The sequence below is a fragment of the Streptomyces sp. NPDC058464 genome, assembly GCF_042721035.1.
Lineage (GTDB): Bacteria > Actinomycetota > Actinomycetes > Streptomycetales > Streptomycetaceae > Streptomyces.
Genome location: NZ_JBHXMA010000038.1, coordinates 61,328 through 84,969 on the forward strand (window position 1 = coordinate 61,328; position 23,642 = coordinate 84,969).

General features: G+C 72.4%; 21 protein-coding genes and 1 tRNA gene. 9 read left to right on the top strand and 13 right to left on the bottom strand.

Features of this window, described 5'->3' with window-relative positions:
• Nucleotides 1–102: 102 nt before the first annotated feature.
• The 4 genes from ACFWPQ_RS38570 to pepN all read right to left on the bottom strand — a co-directional run bounded on the left by ACFWPQ_RS38570 (nt 103) and on the right by pepN (nt 5,766).
• A complete protein-coding gene (locus ACFWPQ_RS38570) occupies nt 103–837 on the bottom strand; it encodes a TrmH family RNA methyltransferase (RefSeq protein WP_384045683.1) in 735 nt (244 codons plus the stop codon).
• Nucleotides 834–2,045: an HTTM domain-containing protein gene (locus ACFWPQ_RS38575; RefSeq protein WP_384045686.1), complete on the bottom strand. Its 1,212-nt coding sequence runs from the start codon at nt 2,043–2,045 to the stop codon at nt 834–836. Before ACFWPQ_RS38575 ends, ACFWPQ_RS38570 begins: the two co-directional genes overlap by 4 nt.
• On the bottom strand, nt 2,042–2,884 hold the full coding sequence (locus ACFWPQ_RS38580) for a DUF5819 family protein (RefSeq protein WP_384045689.1): 843 nt from the start codon (nt 2,882–2,884) through the stop codon (nt 2,042–2,044). Before ACFWPQ_RS38580 ends, ACFWPQ_RS38575 begins: the two co-directional genes overlap by 4 nt.
• A 446-nt stretch (nt 2,885–3,330) precedes the next feature.
• A complete protein-coding gene (gene pepN, locus ACFWPQ_RS38585) occupies nt 3,331–5,766 on the bottom strand; it encodes an aminopeptidase N (RefSeq protein WP_384045691.1) in 2,436 nt (811 codons plus the stop codon).
• Nucleotides 5,767–5,926: 160 nt separating this feature from the next.
• Between pepN and ACFWPQ_RS38590 the strand changes: the two genes are divergently transcribed.
• Nucleotides 5,927–7,108, top strand: coding sequence for an acyl-CoA dehydrogenase family protein (locus ACFWPQ_RS38590; protein ID WP_384045694.1), 1,182 nt, complete (start codon nt 5,927–5,929; stop codon nt 7,106–7,108).
• Nucleotides 7,109–7,245: 137 nt separating this feature from the next.
• Here ACFWPQ_RS38590 and ACFWPQ_RS38595 read toward each other — a convergent pair whose 3' ends face one another.
• The 5 genes from ACFWPQ_RS38595 to ACFWPQ_RS38615 all read right to left on the bottom strand — a co-directional run bounded on the left by ACFWPQ_RS38595 (nt 7,246) and on the right by ACFWPQ_RS38615 (nt 12,155).
• A complete protein-coding gene (locus tag ACFWPQ_RS38595) occupies nt 7,246–7,575 on the bottom strand; it encodes a rhodanese-like domain-containing protein (protein ID WP_384045786.1) in 330 nt (109 codons plus the stop codon).
• Nucleotides 7,576–7,624: 49 nt separating this feature from the next.
• On the bottom strand, nt 7,625–8,437 hold the full coding sequence (locus ACFWPQ_RS38600; RefSeq protein WP_384045697.1) for a hypothetical protein: 813 nt from the start codon (nt 8,435–8,437) through the stop codon (nt 7,625–7,627).
• A gap of 91 nt (nt 8,438–8,528) precedes the next feature.
• Entirely contained in the window at nt 8,529–9,947 is a 1,419-nt protein-coding gene (locus ACFWPQ_RS38605) for a DUF2252 domain-containing protein (RefSeq protein ID WP_384045700.1), read from the bottom strand.
• A gap of 313 nt (nt 9,948–10,260) precedes the next feature.
• The gene (locus ACFWPQ_RS38610) at nt 10,261–10,920 is read right to left on the bottom strand and encodes a response regulator (protein ID WP_384045703.1); all 660 of its coding nucleotides are present in this window, start codon (nt 10,918–10,920) and stop codon (nt 10,261–10,263) included.
• Nucleotides 10,893–12,155 carry a sensor histidine kinase gene (locus tag ACFWPQ_RS38615; RefSeq protein ID WP_384045789.1) on the bottom strand — a complete coding sequence of 421 codons (1,263 nt, stop codon included), beginning with the start codon at nt 12,153–12,155 and terminating at the stop codon, nt 10,893–10,895. Before ACFWPQ_RS38615 ends, ACFWPQ_RS38610 begins: the two co-directional genes overlap by 28 nt.
• A 250-nt stretch (nt 12,156–12,405) precedes the next feature.
• Between ACFWPQ_RS38615 and ACFWPQ_RS38620 the strand changes: the two genes are divergently transcribed.
• Complete coding sequence (locus tag ACFWPQ_RS38620) at nt 12,406–13,137, top strand: ABC transporter ATP-binding protein (RefSeq protein WP_384045706.1); 732 nt, start codon at nt 12,406–12,408, stop codon at nt 13,135–13,137.
• Entirely contained in the window at nt 13,131–15,620 is a 2,490-nt protein-coding gene (locus tag ACFWPQ_RS38625; protein WP_384045709.1) for an ABC transporter permease, read from the top strand. Before ACFWPQ_RS38620 ends, ACFWPQ_RS38625 begins: the two co-directional genes overlap by 7 nt.
• Nucleotides 15,621–15,754: 134 nt before the next feature.
• Here the strand turns inward: ACFWPQ_RS38625 and ACFWPQ_RS38630 are convergent, their stop codons facing one another.
• Nucleotides 15,755–16,615, bottom strand: a complete 861-nt coding sequence (locus ACFWPQ_RS38630) for an MBL fold metallo-hydrolase (protein WP_384045712.1) — start codon at nt 16,613–16,615, stop codon at nt 15,755–15,757.
• 116 nt (nt 16,616–16,731) lie between these two features.
• Between ACFWPQ_RS38630 and ACFWPQ_RS38635 the strand changes: the two genes are divergently transcribed.
• The gene (locus tag ACFWPQ_RS38635; RefSeq protein WP_384045715.1) at nt 16,732–17,268 is read left to right on the top strand and encodes a TetR/AcrR family transcriptional regulator; all 537 of its coding nucleotides are present in this window, start codon (nt 16,732–16,734) and stop codon (nt 17,266–17,268) included.
• Nucleotides 17,269–17,365: 97 nt separating this feature from the next.
• On the opposite strand, the gene ACFWPQ_RS38640 is transcribed toward ACFWPQ_RS38635, so the two are convergent.
• Nucleotides 17,366–17,575 (bottom strand): hypothetical protein, encoded by a 210-nt coding sequence (locus ACFWPQ_RS38640; protein ID WP_384045719.1) that lies wholly within the window; start codon nt 17,573–17,575, stop codon nt 17,366–17,368.
• A gap of 355 nt (nt 17,576–17,930) precedes the next feature.
• Between ACFWPQ_RS38640 and ACFWPQ_RS38645 the strand changes: the two genes are divergently transcribed.
• The 3 genes from ACFWPQ_RS38645 (at nt 17,931) to ACFWPQ_RS38655 (ending at nt 19,867) form a co-directional block, all read left to right on the top strand.
• Complete coding sequence (locus tag ACFWPQ_RS38645) at nt 17,931–18,467, top strand: hypothetical protein (protein WP_384045722.1); 537 nt, start codon at nt 17,931–17,933, stop codon at nt 18,465–18,467.
• Nucleotides 18,468–18,568: 101 nt separating this feature from the next.
• Nucleotides 18,569–19,180: an isochorismatase family cysteine hydrolase gene (locus ACFWPQ_RS38650; protein ID WP_384045725.1), complete on the top strand. Its 612-nt coding sequence runs from the start codon at nt 18,569–18,571 to the stop codon at nt 19,178–19,180.
• A gap of 105 nt (nt 19,181–19,285) precedes the next feature.
• Nucleotides 19,286–19,867 carry a TetR/AcrR family transcriptional regulator gene (locus ACFWPQ_RS38655; RefSeq protein WP_384045728.1) on the top strand — a complete coding sequence of 194 codons (582 nt, stop codon included), beginning with the start codon at nt 19,286–19,288 and terminating at the stop codon, nt 19,865–19,867.
• Nucleotides 19,868–19,952: 85 nt separating this feature from the next.
• Here the strand turns inward: ACFWPQ_RS38655 and ACFWPQ_RS38660 are convergent, their stop codons facing one another.
• Complete coding sequence (locus ACFWPQ_RS38660) at nt 19,953–20,882, bottom strand: NAD(P)H-binding protein (RefSeq protein ID WP_384045731.1); 930 nt, start codon at nt 20,880–20,882, stop codon at nt 19,953–19,955.
• Between the two features lie 755 nt (nt 20,883–21,637).
• Nucleotides 21,638–21,721 (bottom strand) — tRNA-Leu (locus ACFWPQ_RS38665).
• Nucleotides 21,722–22,141: 420 nt separating this feature from the next.
• On the opposite strand from ACFWPQ_RS38665, the gene ACFWPQ_RS38670 reads away from it, so the two are divergent.
• Both ACFWPQ_RS38670 and ACFWPQ_RS38675 read left to right on the top strand, forming a co-directional pair.
• Nucleotides 22,142–23,017 carry an FhaA domain-containing protein gene (locus tag ACFWPQ_RS38670; RefSeq protein ID WP_384045734.1) on the top strand — a complete coding sequence of 292 codons (876 nt, stop codon included), beginning with the start codon at nt 22,142–22,144 and terminating at the stop codon, nt 23,015–23,017.
• Nucleotides 23,018–23,027: 10 nt separating this feature from the next.
• Nucleotides 23,028–23,552, top strand: a complete 525-nt coding sequence (locus tag ACFWPQ_RS38675; RefSeq protein WP_361285358.1) for an FHA domain-containing protein — start codon at nt 23,028–23,030, stop codon at nt 23,550–23,552.
• Nucleotides 23,553–23,642 lie beyond the last annotated feature (90 nt).

The window sequence follows — 23,642 nt, forward strand, 5'->3', positions numbered from 1 at the left end:
GCGGTGCCGCCGTCATGGCTGCCGATCCGCGGCCAGTGCGGCGCCGTCGTGGCTGGTCGCGCAGTTCCCCGCGCCCCTTTCGGGGCGCTCCAGTCCCGCCTCCTACAAAGCACTCCAGTGGTACAAGGTCATCGCCACGCTCGTTGCCAGGTTGTAGCTGCTCACCTGCGGGCGCATCGGCAGCCGCAGCAAGTGGTCGGCTCGCGCGCGCAGGTCGGCCGAGAGTCCCGTCCGCTCGGAGCCGAAGGCGAGGATCGCGTCGTCCGGGAGTTTCGTCGCCCTGATGTCCTCGCCCTCCGGGTCCAGGGCGAACAGGGGGCCCGGCGGCAGCTCGGGCACCGTCAGCCGCTCCACCGCCGTGGCGAAGTGGAGGCCCGCGCCGCCGCGGACGACCGTCGGATGCCAGGGGTCGAGGGTGCCGGTCGTGATGACTCCGGTCGCTCCGAAGCCCGCCGCCAGGCGGATCACCGCGCCCGCGTTGCCCAGGTTGCGCGGCTCGTCGAGAACCACGACCGGGGCCGTGCGCGGGACGCGGGCCAGCTCGCGCAGGTTGGCCTCGCGGGACGGCCGTACGGCCAGGGCGGCCACCGCCGTGGGGTGCGGGCGCGGCACGAGGGAGGCGTACGTCTGGGACGGCACCTCCGTGAGCAGCGCGGACAGCGCCTCCCGTACGTCGGGCGCCAGTTCCTGCGCCAGGGCCAGCGTCGCCGCCCGGTCCGTCGTGACCGCCACCGGCACCTCCGCGCCGAAGCGCAGCGCGTGCTTGAGGGCGTGGAAGCCGTCGAGGAGGACGGCGGAGCCGGCCAGCCGCGCCCAGTGGTCGAGGGGGTCGGTCATGCCCCGAAGCCTACGCGGGGCCGTTCGTCGGCCTCCGGGAAGCGCTGCACGGGCAGCTCGGGGTCGGTCCGGCGGAAGACCCGGTCACGCGCGCGTGCCGCCCAGCCGCCGAGCCGCTGCAGGAAGGACGTCGGCAGGAAGACGGAGTCCGCCGCGATCATGGCCAGCGAGAAGAAGGGCAGGCCGAGGACGACGGCGATCACCGCGTGCTCGGTCATCATCGCGGCCAGCAGCACGTTCTTGACCCGCCGGTTGAACAGCGTGAACGGGAAGGCGACCTGCACGATGACCGTCCCGTAGGTCACCAGCATCACCAGCGTGCCGTTCGCGGACAGCAGGTCGGCGAGGGCCGGCCAGGGCGAGAAGTAGTCCAGGTGGAGCGGGTAGTAGACGGCGGTGCCGTCCTGCCAGCGGGAGCCCTGGATCTTGTACCAGCCGGCGGTGGCGTAGATCAGGCAGGCCTCGGCCATGATCACGAACAGGGCGCCGTTGTGCAGGATGTTGGCGACGACGTCGAGCAGTATCCGGGGCTCGGGCGTGCGCGCCCAGCGGCCGGCCGCCCACCACAGGGCGGCGCCCGCCCAGGTGGCCCACAGGACGGCCGGGACCAGCCAGCCGCCTCCGGTGCGGCCGGTGAGGGCCGCCACGAGCAGCACGAGGCCCGACACCGCCCACAGGGCGGGGCCCGCCCGGTCGGGGGCCACCCGCTCGCCACGCGCGCGTGCGGCGCTCGCGCGGGCCGCCCGGCGCGCGTCCAGCGACCACACCTGGCCGCAGCGCGTGAACACCAGGTAGAAGGACATCAGGTGCAGCACGTTGTCGCCGCCGTCGCCCACGAAGACGCTGCGGTTCTGCAGGGACAGCACGCCGACCATGAACAGCAGGGACGTGGCACGGGTGCGCCAGCCCACCAGCAGCAGGGCGCCGGCCACGACGGCGACGAAGTAGAAGACCTCGAAGTAGGCCTGGTTGTCGGAGGCCAGCAGCGCCGTGAAGGCATGGTTGTCGGCGGTCAGCTGCTGGGCGAGGTCGAAGCTCCAGGGGCCGTCGGGACCGTACAGCTCCTGGCGGTGCGGGTACTCGCGCAGCAGGAACAGCAGCCAGGTGGCGGCGAAGCCGATGCGGACGACGGCCGTCTGGTAGGGGCCGAGGGCCGCCTCGGTGACCCGGGCGATGGCACGGGACAGGCACAGGGCGAGACGGTTCACCGCACACCGCCGTTCGCCTCGTCCGCGGTGACCGTCCACCAGGGCAGCACCCGGTAGACGGGCGTGTCGGAGACCTTCTCGCCGCTCCAGTCCGGCGGCGGCACGTTGGTGGTGCTGGAGCGCACCTGGACGCGCTCGATGGTGCCCTTCTGGCTCGTAGCGTCCCCCGCGTACATGCGCATCACGACGATCCGGCGCAGGTACTGCTCGGACAGGGAGCCGCGCAGGCCGATCGGGCGGTTGTCCGCGCCGTGCGTGGTGGTGAAGAAGTCCCAGGCCCGGCGCAGTTCGTTCTGCACGGTGTGGCTGGGCAGCAGGCTGCCGTCGATGGCCCTGCCGTCCTGGGCGGACAGGTCGTTCCAGCCGGTGGTGGTCGTGGTGCCGTCCTGCATCAGCACGTCGGCACGCACCTGCACGGCGATGTTCTGCTGCAGCGGGTTCGGCGCGAAGAGCTTCCAGTTCTGTTCGAACTCCGGGTACACCCACTCCTCGATCGCCTTGCCGTGCTGCTTGGTCACCGTGTTCGCCGGCGCCACGCTCAGGAACACCATCCCGAGGTGCACGCAGGCGGCGACCGCGACCAGGGCGAGGGCCAGGGCCGCGCCGACCTGGTAGCGGGGGGAGAGGGCGGCGACGCCGGTACGGGGGAGGGCGAGGGGTCCCGCGGGCGGGGCCGGTGAGACCGGGGACACCGCTGGGACCGGGGATTCCGCGGTCGGGGGATCGAGGGGCGGCCGGCCCGGTGGGGCCGGTGGGGCGGACTCCGGCTCCGGACGCGTCCCGCTCGGGCCGTCCGGCCCGTGCGGGGCGTCCGCGCCCTCGTCGTACGCGTCGTCCATGCCGCCCCGTTCCCCGATCCCGCCACGTCGTCCGGGCGGCCGATCCGGGACCGCCAGGTGTGCCGCTGCCCGGCACTCGCACGGAACGGTACTCAGCACCGGCCGCCGGGCGCAGCCCCGGGGACAAGGCCGACGGCGTGGCCATCGCCACTCCGGTCGGCACCACCGGCCCTCCCGGACCGGGACACCGGAGGTTCTTCGCTTGATGTAGCCCCAGGTCATACGGCGTCCGGGCCCGCCCGCCGGTCACCCTCCCGCGAGTTTTCCACAGATCGTGGCCGAGGTTTTCCACAGGGGTTGATCGCTCGCACGGGCCCGGCGACCATGGGAATGGCCGAAACCGAACGATCGGCCGGGACGGCGCCCACCTGCGACGTCGGCATGCGACATCCGCCTGTGGTGTCCCACAGGCGGAGTCCGAGAGTCCGAAGGGCGGTGTCCGGGAGTCAGGCTTTGGCGGTCCGGGCGTGGAGCATGCGGCGGACGGAGTCCGCGCGCTCCAGGAGGGTGTTGCGGACCACGGGGGCCGCTTCCCGGGCGGCCTGGCGGGCCTTCTCGATGTAGGCGGGATCGACGGCGTACGGCGGGAAGAGGTGGGAGGCGTAGGTCATCGCCGGGATCATGCCGCCCTGGTGCAGCTCGGGGATCGCGGCCAGGTAGTGCTCGGCGTAGGGGGCGAGCAGGTCGTCCTGGCCGGGGCGCCAGAAGGCGGCCGCCACCGCGGAGACCGCCGCGACGGGCACCTCGCGGTCCACGGCCAGCCGCCGCCAGACCTCGGCCTTCGCGGCCGGGTCGGGGAGCGCGGCCCGGACGGTGAGGGCGCGGACCCAGGCGTCGGGGTCGGGGTCGCGCTCCAGCAGGGCGGCGGACTCGGCGGTGACGTCGCCGCCGAGTTCGGCCTCGCGGACGAGGGCGCGCCAGCGCAGGTCGACGTCGTCGCCTGCCTGCTCACGGAGCCAGGCCAGGTCCTCGGCGCCGGTCGCGGTGCGGGCGAGACCGCGCAGCGCGACCTGGCGGCGGCCCGGGTCGGCGGCGAGCCGCCGGCAGGTCGCGGCCACGGCCTCCGCCAGCGCGGGGCGCTCGGCGGGCGGGGCCCAGAGTTCGGCGATGTTCGTGACGAGCGTGAGGTAGGGCTCGATCACGGCGTCGGACGTCTCGGCGGCGAGCAGCGCGGTGAGGCAGCGGCCGGCCTCGGCCGCCGTGGCCTCCCCGGCCGTGAGCATGTCCCAGACCGTTGCGGCGGCCGCGCCCCGCGAGATGGCCGTGGGCAGCTGGTCGGCCGCGCCGAAGAGGGTGTCCCGGGTCGTGGGATCCGGGCGGGTGGTGGCGAAGGTGAGGTCGTCGTCGTTGATCAGGAGGAGGTCGGACGTGGCAGGAAGGCCGGTGACGGGGGTACGGGCCTCGGTCACCTCGACGCGGACCAGCGCGGTGCGTTCCAGGGCGTCGCCGATGCGGTCGTACGCGCCGACCGCCAGGACCTGCGGGCGCGGGTTGCCGTCGGCGACCAGGGTGACGGTGTCGCCGTCGTGCTCCAGGGTGAAGCGGTCGGTACCGGCGGTCTCCAGCCAGGCCTTGCGCCAGGCGGCCAGGTCGCGGCCACTGGCCTCGGCGAGGGCGTCGATCAGGTCCTGGAGGGTGGTGGTGCCCCAGGCGTGCCGGGCGAAGTAGGCGGCCATGCCGGTACGGAAGCGGTCCTCGCCGACGTAGGTCATCAGCTGGAGGAGGACGGAGGCGCCCTTGGGGTAGGTGATGTTGTCGAAGATCGACGCGGCCTGGGCGACGTCGTGGATGGGCTGGTGGATCGGGTGCGAGACCGGGCCCTGGTCGGAGAGGTACGCCCTGACCTTGCCGCCGAGGAGGTGGCCCGCCCAGGCGTCGGTGTAGCGGGTGGCGCCCTCGGCGGCCCAGTGGCAGGCGAACTCGGCGAAGGCCTCGTTCAGCCAGAGGTCGTCCCACCAGCGCATGGTGACGATGTTGCCGAACCACATGTGCGCCATCTCGTGCAGCAGCACCACCGCGAGCAGCTCGCTCTCGGCCGGCGTCGGCGTGGCCCGCCGCAGAAAGGAGTCCGACCAGGTCACGCAGCCGTAGTTCTCCATCGCACCGCCGAACTCGGGCATGAAGACCTGGTCGTACTTGCGCTGCGGGAACGGCATCGCGAAGGCCTCGGCGAAGAAGGCGAGGCCCTGGGCGGTGAGGGTGAAGATGTCGTCGGCGTCGCGCTCCAGGACCTCGGCGAGCGAGCGGCGCGCGTAGATGCCCAGGTCGTGGCCGTCGGCCTGGCGGCGGATCTCGTGGAAGGGGCCGGCGTTGACGACGGTGTTGTACACGGACAGCGGCGGGGTGTCCGGGAAGCTCCAGCGGCGGGCCGCGCCCTGCTCCTCGATCCGCGGGTCACCGGAGTTGCTGAGGACGGTCCAGGCGGCCGGGGCCGTCACGGTGAAGGCGTGCGGGGCCTTGAGGTCGGGCTGGTCGAAGCAGGCCCAGACGAAGCGGGCCTCGTCGGGTTCGAAGCTCGTCCAGACGTACACCTCGCCGTCGGCGGGGTCGACGGCCTTGTGCACGCCCTCGCCGGCCGTGGTGTCGGCCTGGACGCTCTCGACGCGCAGCACGTTGTGCGCGGCCAGGCCGGGCAGCGGGATCCGGCCGTCGGCGGAGAGGGCGAGGGGGGTGCCGTTCAGGGTGGCGGCACGGACCTCGGCCGCGCAGTCGACGAAGGTCTCCGCGCCCGGCTCGGAACAGGTGAAGGTCACCGTGGAGACGCAGCGGATCTCCGGTCCGTCGGGCAGGGCGGTGAGGTCGATGTCGACGTCGTACCGCTCGACCGCGATCAGCTCGGCCCGGCGTTCGGCCTCGGTACGCGTCAGGCTGCGGATCCCCATGTGTCCTCCCTCGTGTGCCCGTCCCCGTCGGCGGACAGCGGCCGTCAGCCTACGACGGGAGGAGCTGGTGATCGCAGCTGTTTTAGGTTCCCTTCTTCTAGAACCTGTTCTATCTTGACGGACCGTCAGATCAGCGGAGACCCGCCGGGAGGACAGGACCGTGGACTTCACCTTCACCGAGGAGCAGTTGGCGGCGGCCGAGGCGGCGCGCGGGGTGTTCGCCGGGGTGGCGCCGGACGCGGTGCCGAGTCCGGCGCTGACCACCGGCGCCGTGGCCGAGGGCTTCGACCGGGAACTGTGGGACAGGCTGGCGGGCGCGGATCTGCTGAGCCTGCTGCTGGGCGAGGAGTACGGCGGGGCCGGTCTGGACGCCATCGCGCTCTGCCTGGTGCTGCGGGAGTCGGCGAAGGTGCTGGCCAGGGTGCCGTTGCTGGAGCACAGCGCGGCTCTGGCAACCGTACAGAGGTATGGGGCGGCGGAGTTGAGGGACCGGCTGGCGGCGCGGGCTGGGCGGGGCGAGCCGGTGCTGACCGTCGCCGCGAGCGGGCGCACCGGGCACGACCCGGCGGAGCTGGCGGTGACCGCGCGGCGGGACGGCGACGGGTGGGTGCTGGACGGGGTGCAGACGGCGGTGCCGTGGGCGTACGACGCCGATCTCGTCGTCGTACCGGCGCGTACGGAGGCGGACCGGAGCGTGCTGGCGCTGGTGGCGCCGGGAGGCGAGAGGACCGGGGCCGAGGCCGAGGCTCGGAGCGCCGCCGGGGTCGCGGCCGGAGTCTCGGTCGCCGAGCAGGTGTCGACCAGCGGGGAACGGCTCGGGGAGCTGCGGCTGGACTCGGCGCGGGTCGCGGAGCGGGATGTGGTGGTGGCGGAGGGGGCCTGGGAGTGGCTTCGGGAGCTGCTCACGACCGGGATGTGTGCGCTGGCGCTCGGGGTGGGTGAGCGGGTGCTGCGGATGACCGCCGACTACGCGGGGAAGCGGGAGCAGTTCGGGCATCCGATCGCCACGTTCCAGGCGGTGGCCGTGCAGGCCGCCGACCGGTACATCGATCTGCGGGCGATGGAGGCGACGCTGTGGCAGGCGGCGTGGCGGATCGCGTCGGGTGCGTCCGGGGCGTTGCCGGCGGCCGGGGATGTGGCGGTGGCGAAGATCTGGGCGGCGGAAGGGGTGCGGCGGGTGGTGCAGACCGCGCAGCATCTGCACGGGGGGTTCGGGGCCGACACCGAGTATGTGCTGCACCGGTATCACGCGTGGGCGAAGCAGATCGAGCTGGCGCTCGGGGGGGCCGGGGTTTACGAGGAGGCGCTGGGGGATCTGCTCGCTGCGCATCCACTGGGGTAGCTGGAAGACAGGAAATGGGGGGCGCTCGGTGGTGGGGAGTCCGCGGGCCGGTGGGGGCTGGTCGCGCAGTTCCCCGCGCCCCTCACGGGGCGCGTCGATGCGGGGCGCTCCGGCGGCTTGGCTCCTGATGCGTCCCGTCAGACGACGAAGCCGGGCTCGCCCTCGTCCGTGACGACGTCGCGGCCCGCTGCCTGCCATACCTGCATGCCGCCGTCCACGTTCACCGCGTCGATGCCCTGCTGGACCAGGTACATCGTGACCTGGGCCGAGCGGCCGCCGGAGCGGCAGATGACGTGGACGCGGCCGTCCTGGGGGGCCGCCTCGGTGAGCTCGCCGTAGCGGGCCACGAACTCGCTGATCGGGATGTGCAGGGCGCCTGCGGCGTGGCCCGCCTGCCATTCGTCGTCCTCGCGGACGTCCAGCAGGAAGTCGCCGTCCTTGAGGTCCGCGACCTCGACCGTGGGCACACGCGCTGCGAAGTTCATGTCCCCGACGCTACCCGACCGGAACGGGGCGCTACTCCTGGGTCAGCAGGGCCGCCAGTTCCGCCTCGCGTTCGGCCACGTCCTTCTGCAGCCGGCCGGCGATCTCCTCGAGGAGGCCGTCGGGGTCGTCCGGGGCCAGCCGGAGCAGGCCGGCGATGGGGCCGTTCTCCAGCTCCTTGGCGACCAGGGCGAGCAGCTCCTTGCGCTCGGAGAGCCACTCCAGGCGGGCGTACAGCTCCTCGGCCCGGCTCGGCCTGCGCTCCGGCGGGACCGGGCCGGCCGCCCACTCCTCGGCCAGCTCCCGCAGCAGGGCCTCGTCGCCGCGGGCGTAGGCCGCGTTGACCCGGCTGAGGAACTCCTCGCGCCGCTGCTGCTCGGGCTCGTCCTGCACCAGGTCGGGGTGGGCCTTGCGGGCCAGCTCGCGGTAGAGCCGGCGGGCCTCCTCGCTGGGGCGGACCCGCTGCGGAGGCCGGACCTCCTGCTCGGTGAGCATCGCGACGGCCTCCGGGAACAGGCCGTCGCCGTCCATCCAGCCGTGCAGCAGTTCCTCGACGCCGGGCATGGGCAGGACCCGGGCCCGGGCCTCCTCGGCGGCGCGGATGTCCTCGGGGTCGCCGGTGCGGGCGGCCTTGGCCTCGGCGATCCGCGCGTCCAGCTCCTCGATGCGGAGGTAGAGCGGGCCGAGTCTCTGTTCGTGCAGGCGGGAGAAGTTCTCGACCTCGACGCGGAAGGTCTCGACCGCGATCTCGTACTCGATCAACGCCTGTTCGGCGGCCCGCACGGCCCGCTCCAGCCGCTCCTCGGGCCGCGGTGCCTGGGACTGCTCAGCTTCCGGGGTCGTCACCCGACCAGCCTAGGGCCTGTCGCCGTCGGCGGTGGCCGGGACCCGCTCGGCGACCGGATCGGTGCAGGCCACGACCAGGGTGCCGCCCGGATCACACCCCGAGTTCCGCCGCTATCCGCCCCGCCCGCACCGCGGTCACCAGTTCCTCGTGGTCCGCCTCGGTGCGGTCGGCGTAGGTCACCGCGAACGCGGCGATCGCCTCGTCCAGCTCCTCGTTCTTGCCGCAGTACCCGGCGATCAGGCGCGGGTCGGCGCTGTGCGAGTGGGCGCGGGCCAGCAGGGCACCGGTCATCCGGCCGTAGTCGTCGATCTGGTCGGGGGACAGGGCGGCCGGGTCGACGCTGCCCTTGCGGTTGCGGAACTGGCGGACCTGGAAGGGACGGCCGTCCACCGTGGTCCAGCCGAGCAGGATGTCGCTGACCACCTGCATCCGCTTCTGGCCGAGGACCACCCGGCGTCCCTCGTGGTCGACGGCCGGCGTCTCGAGGCCGGCCGTGGCGAGATGGGGGACGAGCGCGGACGGGCGGGCCTCCTTGACCTGGAGGATCAACGGCTCGCCGCGGTGGTCGAGGAGGAGGACGACGTAGGACCGGGTGCCGACGCTGCCGGTGCCGACGATCCGGAAGGCGACGTCGTGCGGGCTGTGCCGGGCGAGCAGCGGGTGGCGGTCCTCGGAGAGCGTGGTCACGTAGTGCTCCAGGGCCGCGGTGACCGCCTCCGCCTCCGCGTCCGGGACCCGGCGCAGCACCGGCACGGCGTCCACGAAGCGACGGCCGCCGTCCTCGGTGGGCTCGGTGGAGCGGGCCGCGAACCGGCCGCTGGTGTTGGCACGGGCCTTCTCCGAGACCCGGCGCAGGGTGCCGAGCATGTCGTGCGCGTCGGAGTGGGAGACCAGTTCCTCGTCCGCGATGGCGTTCCACGCGTCCAGCACCGGGAGCCTGGCCAGCAGGCGCATGGTGCGGCGGTAGGCGCCTGCCGCGTCGCCCGCGGCCTTGCGGCACGTGTCCTCGTCGGCGCCCGCCTCCCGGCCGGCCAGCACCAGGGAGGCGGCGAGCCGCTTGAGGTCCCACTCCCAGGGGCCGAGGACCGTCTCGTCGAAGTCGTTCAGGTCGATGACGAGGTCGCCGCGCGGGTCGCCGTACAGGCCGAAGTTGGCCGCGTGGGCGTCACCGCAGATCTGGGTGGCGATCCTGGTCATCGGGGTGCGCGCCAGGTCGTGCGCCATCAGGCCGGCCGAGCCGCGCAGGAACGCGAAGGGGCTCGCCGCCATCCTGCCGACCCTTATCGGGATCAGCTCCGGGATGCGGTCCTGGTTGGACTCCTCGACCGCGCTCACCGCGTCGGGACGGGAGCCGTCCAGGTCCAGGGCATCGTGGCTGCGGCGCGGAACCGCCGAACGCAGCGCCTTGCCCGCCTCCTTGGGGGAGCCCGTCAGGGGCCACTGCGCAAAGCCCTTCGGCGCGGGCAGTTTGCGCCCGCCGGCCCTCGTCGGCTCTTCCGGTCCGGTCACGTCGACCGCCTCCCCCGCACTCCACGCACGAACATCAACTCGTGGAGACGGTACAGGCGGGGGCCGAAAGTCGTCAGACCCTGTGGATAACTTCGGGGTGGTTTGGTGAGTGATGGGTGACCGTCGTCGTATATCTGTGGGCCGGTGGGGGTTGTTCGCGCCCACGCGGCGGCAGCCGCAAATCAACGCAGCCCCGCGCCCCCAAGAAAGGTGGGTCCACCGGTCCCATCTCAAAGGGGCGCGGGGAACTGCGCGAGCGACCACGACGCACCCGCAGCCGAAGACACCACGGAACGCACCCCGAAGCAAAGGCTCACGCCCTCAAATACGCCAGCACGGCCAGCACCCGCCGATGTGAATCCTCCGCCGGTGGCAGGTCCAGCTTCGTCAGGATCCCCCCGATGTGCTTGCCGACCGCCGCCTCCGAGACCACCAGCTCTCTCGCGATCGCCCCGTTCGACTTCCCCTCGGCGACCAGCGCCAGCACCTCCCGCTCGCGCGGGGACAGCCGCTCCAGCGGATCCCGGCGCCTGCGCAGCAGTTGCCGTACGACCTCGGGGTCGACGACCGTCCCCCCGTCGGCCACCTCCCCCAGCGCCGCGACGAACTCCGCCACCTGCCCCACCCGGTCCTTGAGCAGGTACCCGACGCCCGACCCGTCGCCGGAGTCGAGGAGTTCGGCGACGTAACTGCGCTGCACGTACTGGCTGAGCACCAGGATCGGCAACGTCGGCCGGGCCGCCCGCAGCCGCACCGCCGCGTGCAGCCCCTCGTCCTGGAAGCCCGGCGGCATCCGGACATCCGTCACGACGATGTCGGGCGCGTGCTCCTCGACCGCAGCGACCAGCGCCTCCGCGTCCCCCACCGCCGCGACCACCGCATGACCGAACCGGCTCAGCAGCCCCGCGATCCCCTCCCTCAGCAGGACGCTGTCCTCGGCCAGGACTACGCGCAGAGGTCGATCGGCTCGCACGGCAACTCCACACGCAGCAGGGTCGGTCCGCCCGGCGGGCTGGACAGGGAGAGTCTGCCATCGAGGACGGACACCCGGTCCGCCAGTCCGGTGAGGCCGCTGCCCGCCGCGGCCGCCGCGCCGCCCCGGCCGTCGTCGCGCACCTCCAGGTGGAGCCGGCCGTCCCGGTACCCCCCGGTCACCTCGGCGCGGCCCGCGCCACTGTGCCGGTCGACGTTGGCGAGCGCCTCGCGCACCACGAAGTACGCGGCCGCCTCGACCGACTCCGGCAGCCGCACGGGCAACCGGAAACCGACGTCCACAGGAACGGCCGTTCGATCCGCCGCGTCCGCCACGGCCGCCTCCAGGCCGTGGTCGGCCAGTACCTTCGGATGGATCCCGTGCACGATCTCCCGCAGCCCCGCAAGGGCCTCGCCCGCCTCGCGCTGGGCCTTGGCGAGCTGGTCGGCGAGCGGTCCCGGCGGGGCGTCCAGACGGGCCAGGCCCAGGGTCATCGACAGGGCGACCAGGCGTTGTTGGGCGCCGTCGTGCAGATCGCGTTCGATACGCCGCCGTTCCGCCTCGAAGGCGTCCACCAACCTCGCCCGGGACCGCGCCAGTTCGACCACCCGGTCCCCCAACCCGTCCTCGCGCGGCGCGATCAGCAGCCGGGTCAGTCCGGCCCGCGCACCGGCCGTCACGCCCAGCGCGTAGCCGCCGAGGGCCAGCAGGAACACCCCGGCCAGCGCGACGCCGAAGGCGGTCGGCCAGCCGGTGACGGTCCACAGCTTCAGCACCTTCGTCTCCCGGCCGCCGCCGGCCGTGGCCAGCAGCAGCGGGGCGGCGACCACCGACAGCGGGCAGAGCAGACCGAGCGCCACGGCGAGCGCGTCCACCGGCCACAACAGGCCCGCGAACAGCAGCGCGTGCCCGAGTTCGCGCCAGGTCGCCCGTTCCCGCAGCCGGGTCGTGAGCCAGGCCCGCAGCCCCGTGGCGGACGGCCGCGCGTGGGGGTCGTACACCCGCTCCCGGTCGACCATGCGCAGCCGGTGCCGTTCGAGCCGGGCCACCGGCAAACCCGTGAGTGCCACGAGGAACAGCAACGGCAGCCCGACGAGTGCGACGGCGAGCACACCGCCGGCCACCACCGCGACGACCAGCCCCACCAGGAGTACGGCACCGGTCACCGCGCCGGTCGCCAGGTAGGCGGCGGCACGCCAGGGCCAGGCGGAGAGCAGGTAGCGGGGCGCGGCCATCGCCTGCCAGACGCTGCGCGGAGGGGGCTGCATGCCGGTCACCGTAGGCGGCGGGCGGGGCACCCGGCCATCCGTCCAGCCTCCGTGACCGGGGTATGCCTGGCCCTACCCCAGGTCTCCGTCCTGCCGCACTGCGCCGCCCCGGCCCCGGACGGTTTCGTGGAGCCACCGACGTCATCGACGACGGGACCGGCCGCAGGACCGGGGACGAGACCGGCAACAAGACCGGCCACGAGCAGGACGGGGTTTCATGACCGCCATCACCTTGCGTTCCGTCAGCAGACGGCACGGTTCCGGAGACAGCGCCGTCACCGCGCTCGACGACGTCTCCCTCGCCTTTCCGGAAGGCACCTTCACCGCCGTCATGGGTCCCTCCGGCTCCGGCAAGTCGACGCTCCTGCAGTGCGCGGCGGGTCTCGACCGGCCCACCTCCGGTTCGGTCCTGTTGGCCGGCACCGAGCTGACCGGGCTGAACGAGACCGAGCTGACCCTGCTCCGCCGCCGGCGCATCGGCTTCGTCTTCCAGTCGTTCAACCTCCTCCCCTCCCTCACCGCCGAGCAGAACGTGGCGCTGCCGCTGCAACTGGCGGGCCGCCGTCCCCCGAGGGCCCGGGTCCGCGAGGTGCTCGACCGGGTCGGGCTCGCCGACCGCGCCCGGCACCGGCCGAGCCGGCTGTCCGGCGGTCAGCAGCAGCGCGTGGCGCTGGCCCGCGCCCTGGTCACCCGTCCCGAGGTGCTGTTCGCCGACGAGCCGACCGGCGCCCTGGACACCCGGACGAGCCGTACGGTGCTGTCACTGCTGCGCGCCATGGCGGACGACGAGGGCCGGACGATCGTCATGGTCACCCACGACCCGGTCGCCGCCTCCTGCGCCGACCGCGTGGTCTTCCTCGTCGACGGCCGGGTCGACGGCGAACTGACGGGCGCGAAAGCCGACGCCATCGCCACCCGCATGACCGGTCTCGAGGCCCTGCCGTGCTGAGCGTCGCCCGGTACGGCCTGCACACCCTGCGCACCCGCTGGGTCACCTTCGCCGGCAGTTTCGTCGCCCTCTGTCTCGGCGTGGGCCTGCTCACCGTGACGGGCCTGGCGCTCGCCTCCACCCTGGACGCCCCGCGGCGCGCCCCGGAACGGTTCGCCGCGGCCCCGGTCGTCGTCAGGGGCGCCGACACCCTGCGCGTCGCCACCCCGATCGGAACCCGCGCCCAGAAGCTCGCCCAGCCGCGTGCCGTGCCCGCCGCCGCCGTCGCCGCGTTGCGGAAACTCGGCAGGGTCACCCCCGACCGCACCTTCGCCGTGCGCCTCGCCAACGCGGGGAACGGGCCCGGTGATCTCGTCGGTCACCCCTGGTCGGTCGCCGCGTTCGCGCCGTACGAGATCGCCTCGGGCCGCGCACCGCGCACCGCCCGCGAGGTCGTCACCACCGGGACCTGGGCGAAGCCCGGCCGCACCCTCGGTACGGATCGCGGCGACGTCACCGTCGTCGGCACGGTCGCCGACCGCGGCTTCGAGCACGCCGTCTTCTACACCGACGCGCGGGCGGCGCGACTGGCGCCGCACAGCACCCAGTTGGTGGTGGCCGCGGCCGCGCCGGCCGTACGGAACGCGGTCCGGGGAAACCCCGGCGTACGGGTCCTCACGGGTGCCGACCGGCGCTTCGCCGACCCGGACCCGGACCGCGACCGGGAGGCGCTGAACGCGTTGAACGCCCTGTTCGGCACGGCCGGCGGGGTGGCCGCGTTCGTGTCGGTGTTCGTGGTGGCGTCGACGTTCGCCTTCGCGGTCGCCCAGCGCCGCCGCGAGTTCGGCCTGCTGCGCATCGCCGGGGCGACGCCCGGACAGCTCCGCCGGACGGTGGTCGCCGAGGCCCTGCTGGTCGGGGGGCTCGCCTCGGCGGTGGGCTGCGTGCTCGGCCGGTACGGCGCACCCGGCCTCGCCCGCTGGACCGTCGACGGCGGACTCGCTCCGGGCTGGTTCCGGATCGGCGACGGCCACAGGTGGCCCTACTGCGCGGCCTTCGCGACCGGACTGCTGGTCGCCCTGTGCGGAGCGGCCGCCGCGTCCTGGCGGGCGGGCCGCACCGGGCCGGCCGAGGCGCTGCGCGAGGCGGCCGTCGACGACCGGCCGATGACCGCGGGCCGCCGGCTGTCCGGCGGCGTCCTGCTGCTGACCGCGGCCGTCCTCCTGTTCCTCGCACTCCTCCACGACCCCGGCGGCCTGCTGCACCGCAAGTCCTACGTGAGCCGCCCCATGCTGCTGATCACCGCGGTCGCGCTGCTCGCCCCCGTCCTGGTCCGCCCGCTGACCAGGCTGCTCACCTGGGTCCCGGCCCGGCTCCCCGGCGCCGGCGGCATGCTGGTGCGCGAGAACGCGGCCGCCGGAGTCCGCCGTACCGCCGCCGTCGCCGCGCCCGTGCTGGTCACCGTCGCCCTCACGGGCTCGCTGCTCGGCACCGCCGCGACCCTGAACGCGGCCCGGGCCGTGGAGACCCGCGACCGGACCACGGCGGCCTTCGTCGTCACGCCCGCGGCGGGCGGCTTCGCGGAGACGACGCTCAGCGCGCTGCGCTCCGTACCCGGCGCCGAGCTCTCCGCGACCTCGGCGAGCGCGGTGTACGTCCTGGAGGACGGGGTCGCCCTGATCAGATCGGCGGCCCGGGCCGCCGATCCCGCCGCGCTGGAGGCCACCACGCGCCTCCCGCTCGTCTCCGGCAGGACCACCGGCCTCGACGACGACTCGATCATCGTCAACGAGGAGTGGGAGAACCACACCGTCGGCGAACGGGTCCGGGTGTGGCTCGGTGACGGCACCCGGAGGACCCTGCGCATCGCCGCCGTGATGCCGACGGGCACCGGAGACAACGGTGCCTACGTGACGCCGGCCAACGCGCCCGGTGCCGCCGTCGACCGCGTCGACGTGGCCCTGCGTCCCGGCGCGGACGCGTCCACGGTGGCCGCCGGGCTGCGCGCGGCGGCCCGGACGTCCGGCGCGCACGTCCTCACCAGGGACCGGTGGATCGCGGAGACCTACCCGGAGACCGACCGGACCACCCGCCTCGGCCTCCTCCTCGTCCTCGGCATCGCGCTTCTCTACACCGGGATCTCCCTGGTCAACACCATGGTGATGGCCACCTCGGACCGGGTGCGCGAGCTGGCCGCACTGCGGCTGGCCGGGGCGGGCCGCCGGCAGGTGCTGCGGCTGGTCGGGGCCGAGGCGCTCACGGTGGTCGCGGTCGGGGCGGTGCTGGGGCTGCTGGTGACCGCCCTCGACCTGGCGGGAGTCGCGGCGGCCCTGCACGCGCTGTCGGTCCCGGCCGCCCTCACCCTGCCGTGGACCACCCTGCCCTGGGCCGCCCTGGCCGTCACCACCGCCGGCTGCGCGGCCCTCGCCGTCCTGGCCTCCGTCGTCCCGGCGGCCCTGACCCTGCGCCACCGCGCGGTGGACCTGGCGGGCGTCCGCGCATGAGCAGGGTGAGCCCCCGCCCTCACGCCGCACGTGCGGCCGCAGCCGCCGGTCCCCCTGCCGACCGACCGGCCGACAGGCCGATGGGCCGACCGACCGATGGGCCGACCGACCGGCGGGCCGACGGGCCGACCGGACTACGCCCCCCGCTTGGCGACGGCGGTACGCGCGGAGTGCCACAGGGTGCGGGGATTGTCGCGGTCGCCGTGGAGCTGGAGCATCGCGTTGACGACGTCCTCGACCCCGCCGCCCTCGTTGACGACGCGGCTGAAGTCGCGCAGGTACTGCTGGCTCGCGCCGATGCTCTCGGGCAGGTCGGGGGCGCCCACGCTCTTGTGTCCGGCGACGACGATCCGCGGGTCCAGCGCGGCGACGGCGTCCAGGCTGGCGATCCAGGCCTCGCGGCTCTGCTCGTCCGTCTCGGCCGTCATCATGTGCACGCCGTTGTAGACGACGTCGCCTCCGACCACCGCGGCGGCCGAGGGAACGTGCAGGACGGTGGAGTGCTCGGTGTCTCCCTGGCCGACGGAGACCGCGCGCAGGATCCGGCCCTCCAGCTCGAACTCCCCGTCGGCCAGCGGCTCGGGAAGCACCGCCGTCCGCGGCAGTTCACCGGGGAAGCTGGCCTGCCAGTAGGCGGACAGACCTGGGTCACTGGCTTCGAACCGGGCACGCTCGACGACCTCGGGGGTGGCGATTCCCCGGGCGTCCGGGAAGTGTTCCTGGAGGCGGGCCAGGCCGATCCAGTGGTCCTGGTGGCCATGGGTGATGTAGACGCCGGTGACACGCTTCCCGAAGCCGCGCACCCATGCGGCGAGGGCGTCGACCTGGTCCAGGGTGACGAGCGTGTCGACGAGGACGGCCTCCTCGGCGCCGGCGATCAGAGTGCTGCTCATGGGCGACCACATCGGGTCGTCGCCCGGCCCCTGGGCGGAAGCGCCGGCGAACGGGCGCATCGGTGCGACGTACACGTCGACGGTAAGTGCATCTGAGCTCATGACAGGACCCCTCGGGGGTGGGCGGCGATGACTCCGACATCGGATTATGCTATGTAACATAGCATAATCAAGGGACGGGTCCAGGAGCCCGCACACGATGGGAAAGAATGGTCCGCATGTCAGAGAGCGTGCGCGAAGCGATGATCAAGGCGGCATGGGTGCTGATCGCCGAGCGCGGGCTCGAGGGCATGTCGACCCGCGAAGTGCTCGCCCGCACCGGGGCGCCCCGCGGCTCCGTCTACCACCACTTTCCCCGCGGCCGCGCGGAACTGATCGAACTCGCCATCGACCACTCCCAGCAGTGGATGCGGGACCAGATCGACGCGATCCAGGCGGAGACCCCGCAGGACGTGGTCACCGGGTACATCGACATCTGGCGCAGAGTGGTCGAAGGCACGGACTTCCGCGCCGGCTGCGCCATGGCCGGGGTCACCACCGGCGGACACGACCCCGCGATCCTCGACCGGGCCGAGGCGGCGTTCAACGCCACGGCCGACGCGCTGACCGCCCGGCTCGAGCAGGTCGGCCTGGCGCCCGCCGAGGCCGCACAGCGCGCCACCCTGCTGGTGATCGCCGCGGAGGGCGCCGTCATCCTGGCCCGCGCACGACGCAACAGCGAACCGCTCACCCTCGTCGCCGCACAACTCGGCTGACGGCCACCGCTCCAGGGCCGGCGTCGGCTCAGCGCCGCACGAGCACGAGCACCAACACGAGCACCGGCACCAGCACCAGCACCAAGACCGGCGCAGCTCAACCCTCCGCCCCACCCAGACAGCACCCACCGACGGGCTGACGCACCGCCAGGCGCCACAAGGCGACCAGGGCGACCGAAGCGACCTCGATCGCGACCACGCCGACGACCACGACCGCGAACACGACCGCGAACGCGAACGCGAACGCGACCGACGAGTCGATCCGGCCCATCGCCATGTCCTGCCGCACCGCAGGAGACGGACGCATCCACGCCACCACCAAGGGGCACGAGACACCCACGCTTGACTCTGAAGATGATGTGCGTAATCTTCAATGTGGGCGAGTCACTGGAGCACTGGGCATGTCGATACCGGAGCGCGGCAAACCCTGACGCCGCTCGGGCGGTTGATGTACAGGATTTCAACGCCCCCGCACCCTCGCCGACGGAAAAGCGATCCGTACGGTCACCACCCAGGGCCGAAGCGTTCACCCTGATTTCGTGCTCGTCGCTCGTCGGCACGGAAATCGACCTCCACCTGCCTGGGTTCCCCTGCCGGAGCGCCATCGCCCCGAGCGGCGAGATCGTCGCGATAATTCCAATCCGAGAACAGGAGATCAGCAAATGACCGACCGCATCATCGCCGAATCGGTTTCCGAATCCACCATCCAGGCGCCGCTGACGGCGATCGACCTGACAGAGTGGGTCTTCACCCTGACCGACAGCGAATATCAGGCCTGCTCGAAGAATCACATCGCCGGGGCGACGACACTCACGCCCGAGGGAAAGCGCATGTCCATCAACGTGGAGCACGTCGGCAATCTGATGGTGCAGCACTATGTCGAGGACGTCGCCGAGCGAAACCACTGCCGCCTCGTGTCGCTGTCGGATTCGATCGGTCCGGAAATCGGTGCCCGCGTCAAGCTCGTCGTGATCTGGGAATTCAGCGCCGAAGCCATCGACGCGGGCACGACGAACTTCATCAACAAGGTCGAGGTCCGGACAGCTCCCGGCTATCTGGAAGCGCTGGAGGAACGCGGCGTGCCTTTCGCCGTGGCGAGTGAAGCCGCGCAGAAGGCCTTGAGCGCCCACAACGCCGAGGAGACTCCGCTCTTCGCCAGGGACATAGAGCGCAAGGCACGCGCCAGTCGCTGGGGATGACGCAGATCCCCGGCCGAACGGACCGGCCGAGCCAGACCCGAACCGAAACCCAGCCCTAAACCCAAACCCAAACCCAAAGCCAAACCGGACAGGAGATTGTCATGAGCTACGACGCCTCGACCACCGCGGTTCTGCTGGTCGACCCCTACAACGACTTCCTCAGCGAGGGCGGCAAGATCTGGCCCCGGGTGAAGGCGGTCGCCGAGGAGGTGAACCTGCTCGATCACCTGCGAGAGGTGGTCGCGGCCGCACGCGCCCAGGGGGTGAAGATCATCTTCGTTCCGCACCACCGCTGGGAGCCAGGCGACTACGTCTCCTTCGACTTTCCCACGCCCTACCAGCTCAACTCCGCCAAGGCCGAGGTCTTCGCCAAGGACACGTGGGGCGGCACCTTCAGCGACGACTTCCAGCCCCGGCCCGGAGACGTCGTGGCCCACGAGCACTGGGGATCGAGCGGCTTCGCCAACACCGATCTCGATCTGCAGCTCAAGCAGCACGGCATCCGCCGCATCATTCTGATCGGCATGATCGCCAACACGTGCATCGAGGCGACCGGCCGCTTCGGCATGGAGCTCGGGTACCACGTCACCCTGGTCAAGGACGCGACCGCCGCCTTCAGCCAGGAGGCGATGCACTACGCCCACACGCTCAACGGGCCGACCTTCGCCCACGCCATCGTCACGACCGAGGAACTACTCGCGCAGCTGGGGTGACGACTGCGGCAGCTCCCGGCCCCCAGCCCGCATCACCCCAGGATGATGACTATAATCTTCATTTGTCGCGGGCCGAGGACGGCCCCGTGGGCCGGAGGTTCGATCATGGTGAGTTCGCAGGCGGACAAGGCGGCGAGTCATGCCCGGATCGTCGACAGGGCCGCGGCACGTTTCCGTCGCGACGGCGTGAACGGGGTCGGGGTGGCCGAGTTGATGAAGGAGGCCGGTCTGACCCACGGCGGCTTCTACCGGCATTTCGCCTCCCGGGACGATCTCGTCGCCGAGGCGGTCGAACACGCCTTGGAGCAGGGAAACCAGTGGTTCCTGACCACCGCCGCCCGTGGCGGACAGCAGGCGTTCACGACGATCGTCGACGACTACCTCAGCACCGCTCACCGGGACGCGCCACAGGACGGGTGCGCGGTCGCTGCCCTGCCGCAGGACGTCTCACGGGCCGATGACAGAACGCGGGCCGCGTACGGCCGGCAGGTCGAGAGCTACCTGAGCATCCTGGCGGGCCTCGCGTCGGGCGACGATCCCGCGGCCGACCGCCGGCAGGCGTTCCTGGCACTCAGCGCCATGGTCGGGGCGATCGCCATGGCGCGGGCCGTCGGCGACCCGGAGCTGTCCACCGAGATCCTCGCCGAGACGGCCGCCGCGCTCAAGGAGCTCCCGGAGCCTCGTTGATCGGTCCGGCCCCCGAACACCGCGGCACAACCACGGCGCAACGGCCGCCAACGGCCGCCGGGGCATCGCAGTTCCGCGGGCGGCTTCAGCGTGTGAACAGTTCGGGGTTCTTGCGGACGTAGTCGGCCACTCCGGCGGCGGGCCGCCCGGTGACCTCTGCCATGCCGTCGGCCTGGCGGTCGTAGCGTCCGGCCATGTGCAGGCGAGCCATGGTGGAGATGTGCTGGAAGACATGGTCCGGCAGTCCCAGTGCCCCGAGATCGTGGTCGAGCCATTCCTGCAGCGGAACGTCGGTGTGGCCGACCGTGCGGTGCAGGGCGTCGGAGATCTCCGCGGCCGTAGCGGCGGCGTCCTGTGACCGGGGGCCGGTCAGCTCGTAGATCCGGCCGATGTGCCGGGCCGGATCGGCCAGGATCTCCTCGACGACCGCGGCGACGTCGTCGGCCGCGATCGGGGAGGTCTTCGCCTCGCCGAAGGGCCACCTGACGGCGCCGTTCTCGGCGACCGAGGAGAACACGGCCCGGAAGAGCGGGTTCTCCATGAAGACGGTGGGCCTGACCTCGACCACGGGCAGGCCCGACCAGTCGAGGACCTGCTCGACCAGCCACTGCTGACGATGCTGGTGCGACTCGGAGCCGCTGGTGGCGTCCATCTCGGAGACGGTCAGCTGCGACATGTTCACGAACGCCTCCAGCTCCCCGTAGGCGCGCGCGACCGCCGCCGTGGTCACGGCGGCCAGCAGATACTGCTCCGACACGGCCATGCCGAAGTACATCCGTCCGCAGCCGTCGAGGGCGTCGGCGACGTCACGGGCCCGCGTCAGATCTCCGACCACGACTTCGGCGCCCGTCGCGCGCAGCGCCCGGGCACGGTCGTCGTCCCGGCGCACCAGAGCGCGGACCTGGAATCCCCGGCGCCGAAGACCTTGGACCACCGTCCTGCCGACGGCCCCGACGCTGCCCGCGGCACCGGTCACCAGAATGGGCCGCACGCCTGCTTCCGGGCTGTAGTCCATGGGGGCAGCCTGCGACCCGCACGACCCGGGCGCAACCGGGGTGATCCAGCCCCCAGCCCCCAGCCCCCGGGCCCGGGCTCCCGGTGACGCCGACGGCGACCTCCGGTTGCCGCCCGTCGCGACCTGCCGCCGCCTCCCCAGTCACCCGTGACATAGCTCACGAGCGAGGCCCTCCGCCTGCCCGGGCGAGGCCGTGCGATGCCTCACAGCCGCCGGACGATCACCGGAGAACCGACGGAATGCACTGGTGAGGGGTTTATGTTCCGCCAGCGAAGGGCGTTTCCCACACACATAAGGATCGTTTCCCACGGACCAGGTCGGGCGGCATGACGGCAGGGGCATCGAGTCCGCAGGCTCCCGCCGCATCCGCGGCATCGCCGCGCAGACGATCCTGCTCGCCTTCCAACTGGCCCACGCCAACCGCCGCAAGATCAGGAAGTGGCTGGACACCCTCGCCCTCGGCGGCGAACGCCCACGGCGCCGCACCCACCACCGCCGGCAGACCAAAGAGCGGAAGACCTGGACCCCGACGGGGCACCTCGCAGCAACGGCGTAGATCGATCCGGCGCCCCAGCGCCACAGCACAAAGAAGACAGGCCCCGCCCGTGAGATAGCTCACGAGCCGGGGCCTTCCCCATGCCTTGCCAAGGCCGTGCGATGCCTCACAGTCATCGAACGATCACCGGACAACGAGAAACGGGCCCCTGCGGTGACTTCTGTCACCAGCAGAGACCCGTTCCGTCGGTATCTCTCTGTGCGCGAGGGGGGAGTTGAACCCCCACGCCCTTGCGGGCACTGGAACCTGAATCCAGCGCGTCTGCCTATTCCGCCACCCGCGCATTGGGTGTGTCTTCCGGCTCCGACCCCGTTGTTTCCTTCGGGTTGGCCCCTTCCGACATCGAGAACACTAGCACGTGGGACACGGTGGGTTCACATCCCTTATCCCGGGGCAGCGCTGGGGCAGCGCCCACCTGACGATCACGTACCGAGCAGTCGGCCATCACGTATCAACCTCGTACCGGTCAGGGCCATCTGTCCAGGAGACGGATCGGGTGCACAGTCAGGTGCGGGACACTGGTCGTGGGCCACCTCTACGATCCATGGCAGAAGAAGCGCCGATCCTTGACAGGAGAAGCACGCCGAGGAGTTCGAACAGGGGCCGCTCGGGGAACCGGCTGATTGCCGGGCGCGTAGATACGATCAGTGAGCAGTAGCGGCAACGGCAGGCAGTACGGGCAAGGCGACAGAGGAGGTGCCCTGTGGGAGTCCTGAAGAAGTTCGAGCAGCGTCTCGAAGGTCTGGTCAACGGCACCTTCGCCAAGGTGTTCAAGTCCGAGGTCCAGCCCGTGGAGATCGCCGGCGCGCTGCAGCGCGAGTGCGACAACAACGCGACCATCTGGAACCGGGACCGGACCGTCGTACCCAATGACTTCATCGTGGAGCTGAGCGCGCCGGACTTCGAGCGGCTCAGCCCCTACTCCGGGCAGCTCGGCGACGAGCTCGCCGGGATGGTCCGCGACTACGCCAAGCAGCAGCGCTACACCTTCATGGGGCCGATCAAGGTCAACCTGGAGAAGGCCGACGACCTCGACACCGGTCTGTACCGGGTGCGCAGCCGCACCCTCGCCTCCTCCAGCAACCAGCAGGCCCCCGAGCGCGCCCCCGCCGGCGGCCCCGGCGCCCCGCAGCGTCCGGGCGGCTACGGCTACCCGCAGGGCGGCGCCGCCGCTCCGCCGATGCCGAGCGCCCCGCCGCCCGGAGCCCGCCCCGGCGGCTACGGCTATCCGCAGCCCACCCAGCCGGCCGCCCAGCGGCCGCCCTCGGGTCCCGTCGGCGCCTCGGCGCCCGGTTCCCGTACCCGCTACTGGATCGAGATCAACGGCACCCGCCATCAGATCTCCCGCGCGACGCTGGTGCTGGGCCGCAGCACCGAGGCCGACGTGCGGATCGACGACCCCGGCGTCTCCCGCCGGCACTGCGAGATCCGGACCGGAACGCCCTCGACGATCCAGGATCTCGGGTCCACCAACGGCATCGTGGTGGACGGGCAGCACACCACCCGCGCTACGCTCCGCGACGGCTCGCGGATCGTCGTGGGCAGCACCACCATCATTTACCGGCAAGCCGAAGGGTGAAGCGGGGGCAATGTCAGAGCTGACCCTCACGGTCATGCGGCTGGGTTTCCTGGCCGTACTGTGGCTGTTCGTGATCGTGGCCGTGCAGGTCATCCGCAGCGACCTGTTCGGTACGCGCGTCACCCAGCGCGGATCGCGTAGGGAAGAAGGGCGCCGGCAGCAGCCCGCCGCCCGGCAGCAGGCCGCGCCTCCGCAGCAGCGCGCCCAGCAGCCGGCGGCCGGCGGTCGCCAGCGCCGTAACGCCCCTTCCAAGCTGGTCGTCTCCGAGGGCACCCTCACCGGTACGACGGTCGCGCTCCAGGGCCAGACCATCACCCTCGGCCGCGCCCACGACTCGACGATCGTGCTGGACGACGACTACGCCTCCAGCCGTCATGCCAGGATCTACCCGGACCGTGACGGCCAGTGGATCGTCGAGGACCTCGGCTCGACCAACGGCACCTACCTGGACCGGTCCCGGCTGACGACCCCCACACCGATCCCGCTGGGCGCGCCGATCCGCATCGGCAAAACCGTCATCGAGCTGCGGAAGTAGTGCTACATCATGAGTAGGCGCGAGCGGAGCGAGCACGCGGCGGCGGACCGGACGCCGGTCCTTCGCGCGCTCCCGACCGGAGGGTGGGCA

Bases quoted from the DNA above. Each gene is read 5' to 3' on its own strand.
- ACFWPQ_RS38570 (WP_384045683.1), bottom strand. From the start codon at position 837: ATGACCGACCCCCTCGACCACTGGGCGCGGCTGGCCGGCTCCGCCGTC.
- ACFWPQ_RS38580 (WP_384045689.1), bottom strand. From the start codon at position 2,884: ATGGACGACGCGTACGACGAGGGCGCGGACGCCCCGCACGGGCCGGAC.
- pepN (WP_384045691.1), bottom strand. From the start codon at position 5,766: ATGGGGATCCGCAGCCTGACGCGTACCGAGGCCGAACGCCGGGCCGAG.
- ACFWPQ_RS38615 (WP_384045789.1), bottom strand. From the start codon at position 12,155: ATGGCCGCGCCCCGCTACCTGCTCTCCGCCTGGCCCTGGCGTGCCGCC.
- ACFWPQ_RS38620 (WP_384045706.1), top strand. From the start codon at position 12,406: ATGACCGCCATCACCTTGCGTTCCGTCAGCAGACGGCACGGTTCCGGA.
- ACFWPQ_RS38630 (WP_384045712.1), bottom strand. From the start codon at position 16,615: ATGAGCTCAGATGCACTTACCGTCGACGTGTACGTCGCACCGATGCGC.
- ACFWPQ_RS38635 (WP_384045715.1), top strand. From the start codon at position 16,732: ATGTCAGAGAGCGTGCGCGAAGCGATGATCAAGGCGGCATGGGTGCTG.
- ACFWPQ_RS38640 (WP_384045719.1), bottom strand. From the start codon at position 17,575: ATGCGTCCGTCTCCTGCGGTGCGGCAGGACATGGCGATGGGCCGGATC.
- ACFWPQ_RS38645 (WP_384045722.1), top strand. From the start codon at position 17,931: ATGACCGACCGCATCATCGCCGAATCGGTTTCCGAATCCACCATCCAG.
- ACFWPQ_RS38650 (WP_384045725.1), top strand. From the start codon at position 18,569: ATGAGCTACGACGCCTCGACCACCGCGGTTCTGCTGGTCGACCCCTAC.
- ACFWPQ_RS38655 (WP_384045728.1), top strand. From the start codon at position 19,286: ATGGTGAGTTCGCAGGCGGACAAGGCGGCGAGTCATGCCCGGATCGTC.
- ACFWPQ_RS38660 (WP_384045731.1), bottom strand. From the start codon at position 20,882: ATGGACTACAGCCCGGAAGCAGGCGTGCGGCCCATTCTGGTGACCGGT.
- ACFWPQ_RS38675 (WP_361285358.1), top strand. From the start codon at position 23,028: ATGTCAGAGCTGACCCTCACGGTCATGCGGCTGGGTTTCCTGGCCGTA.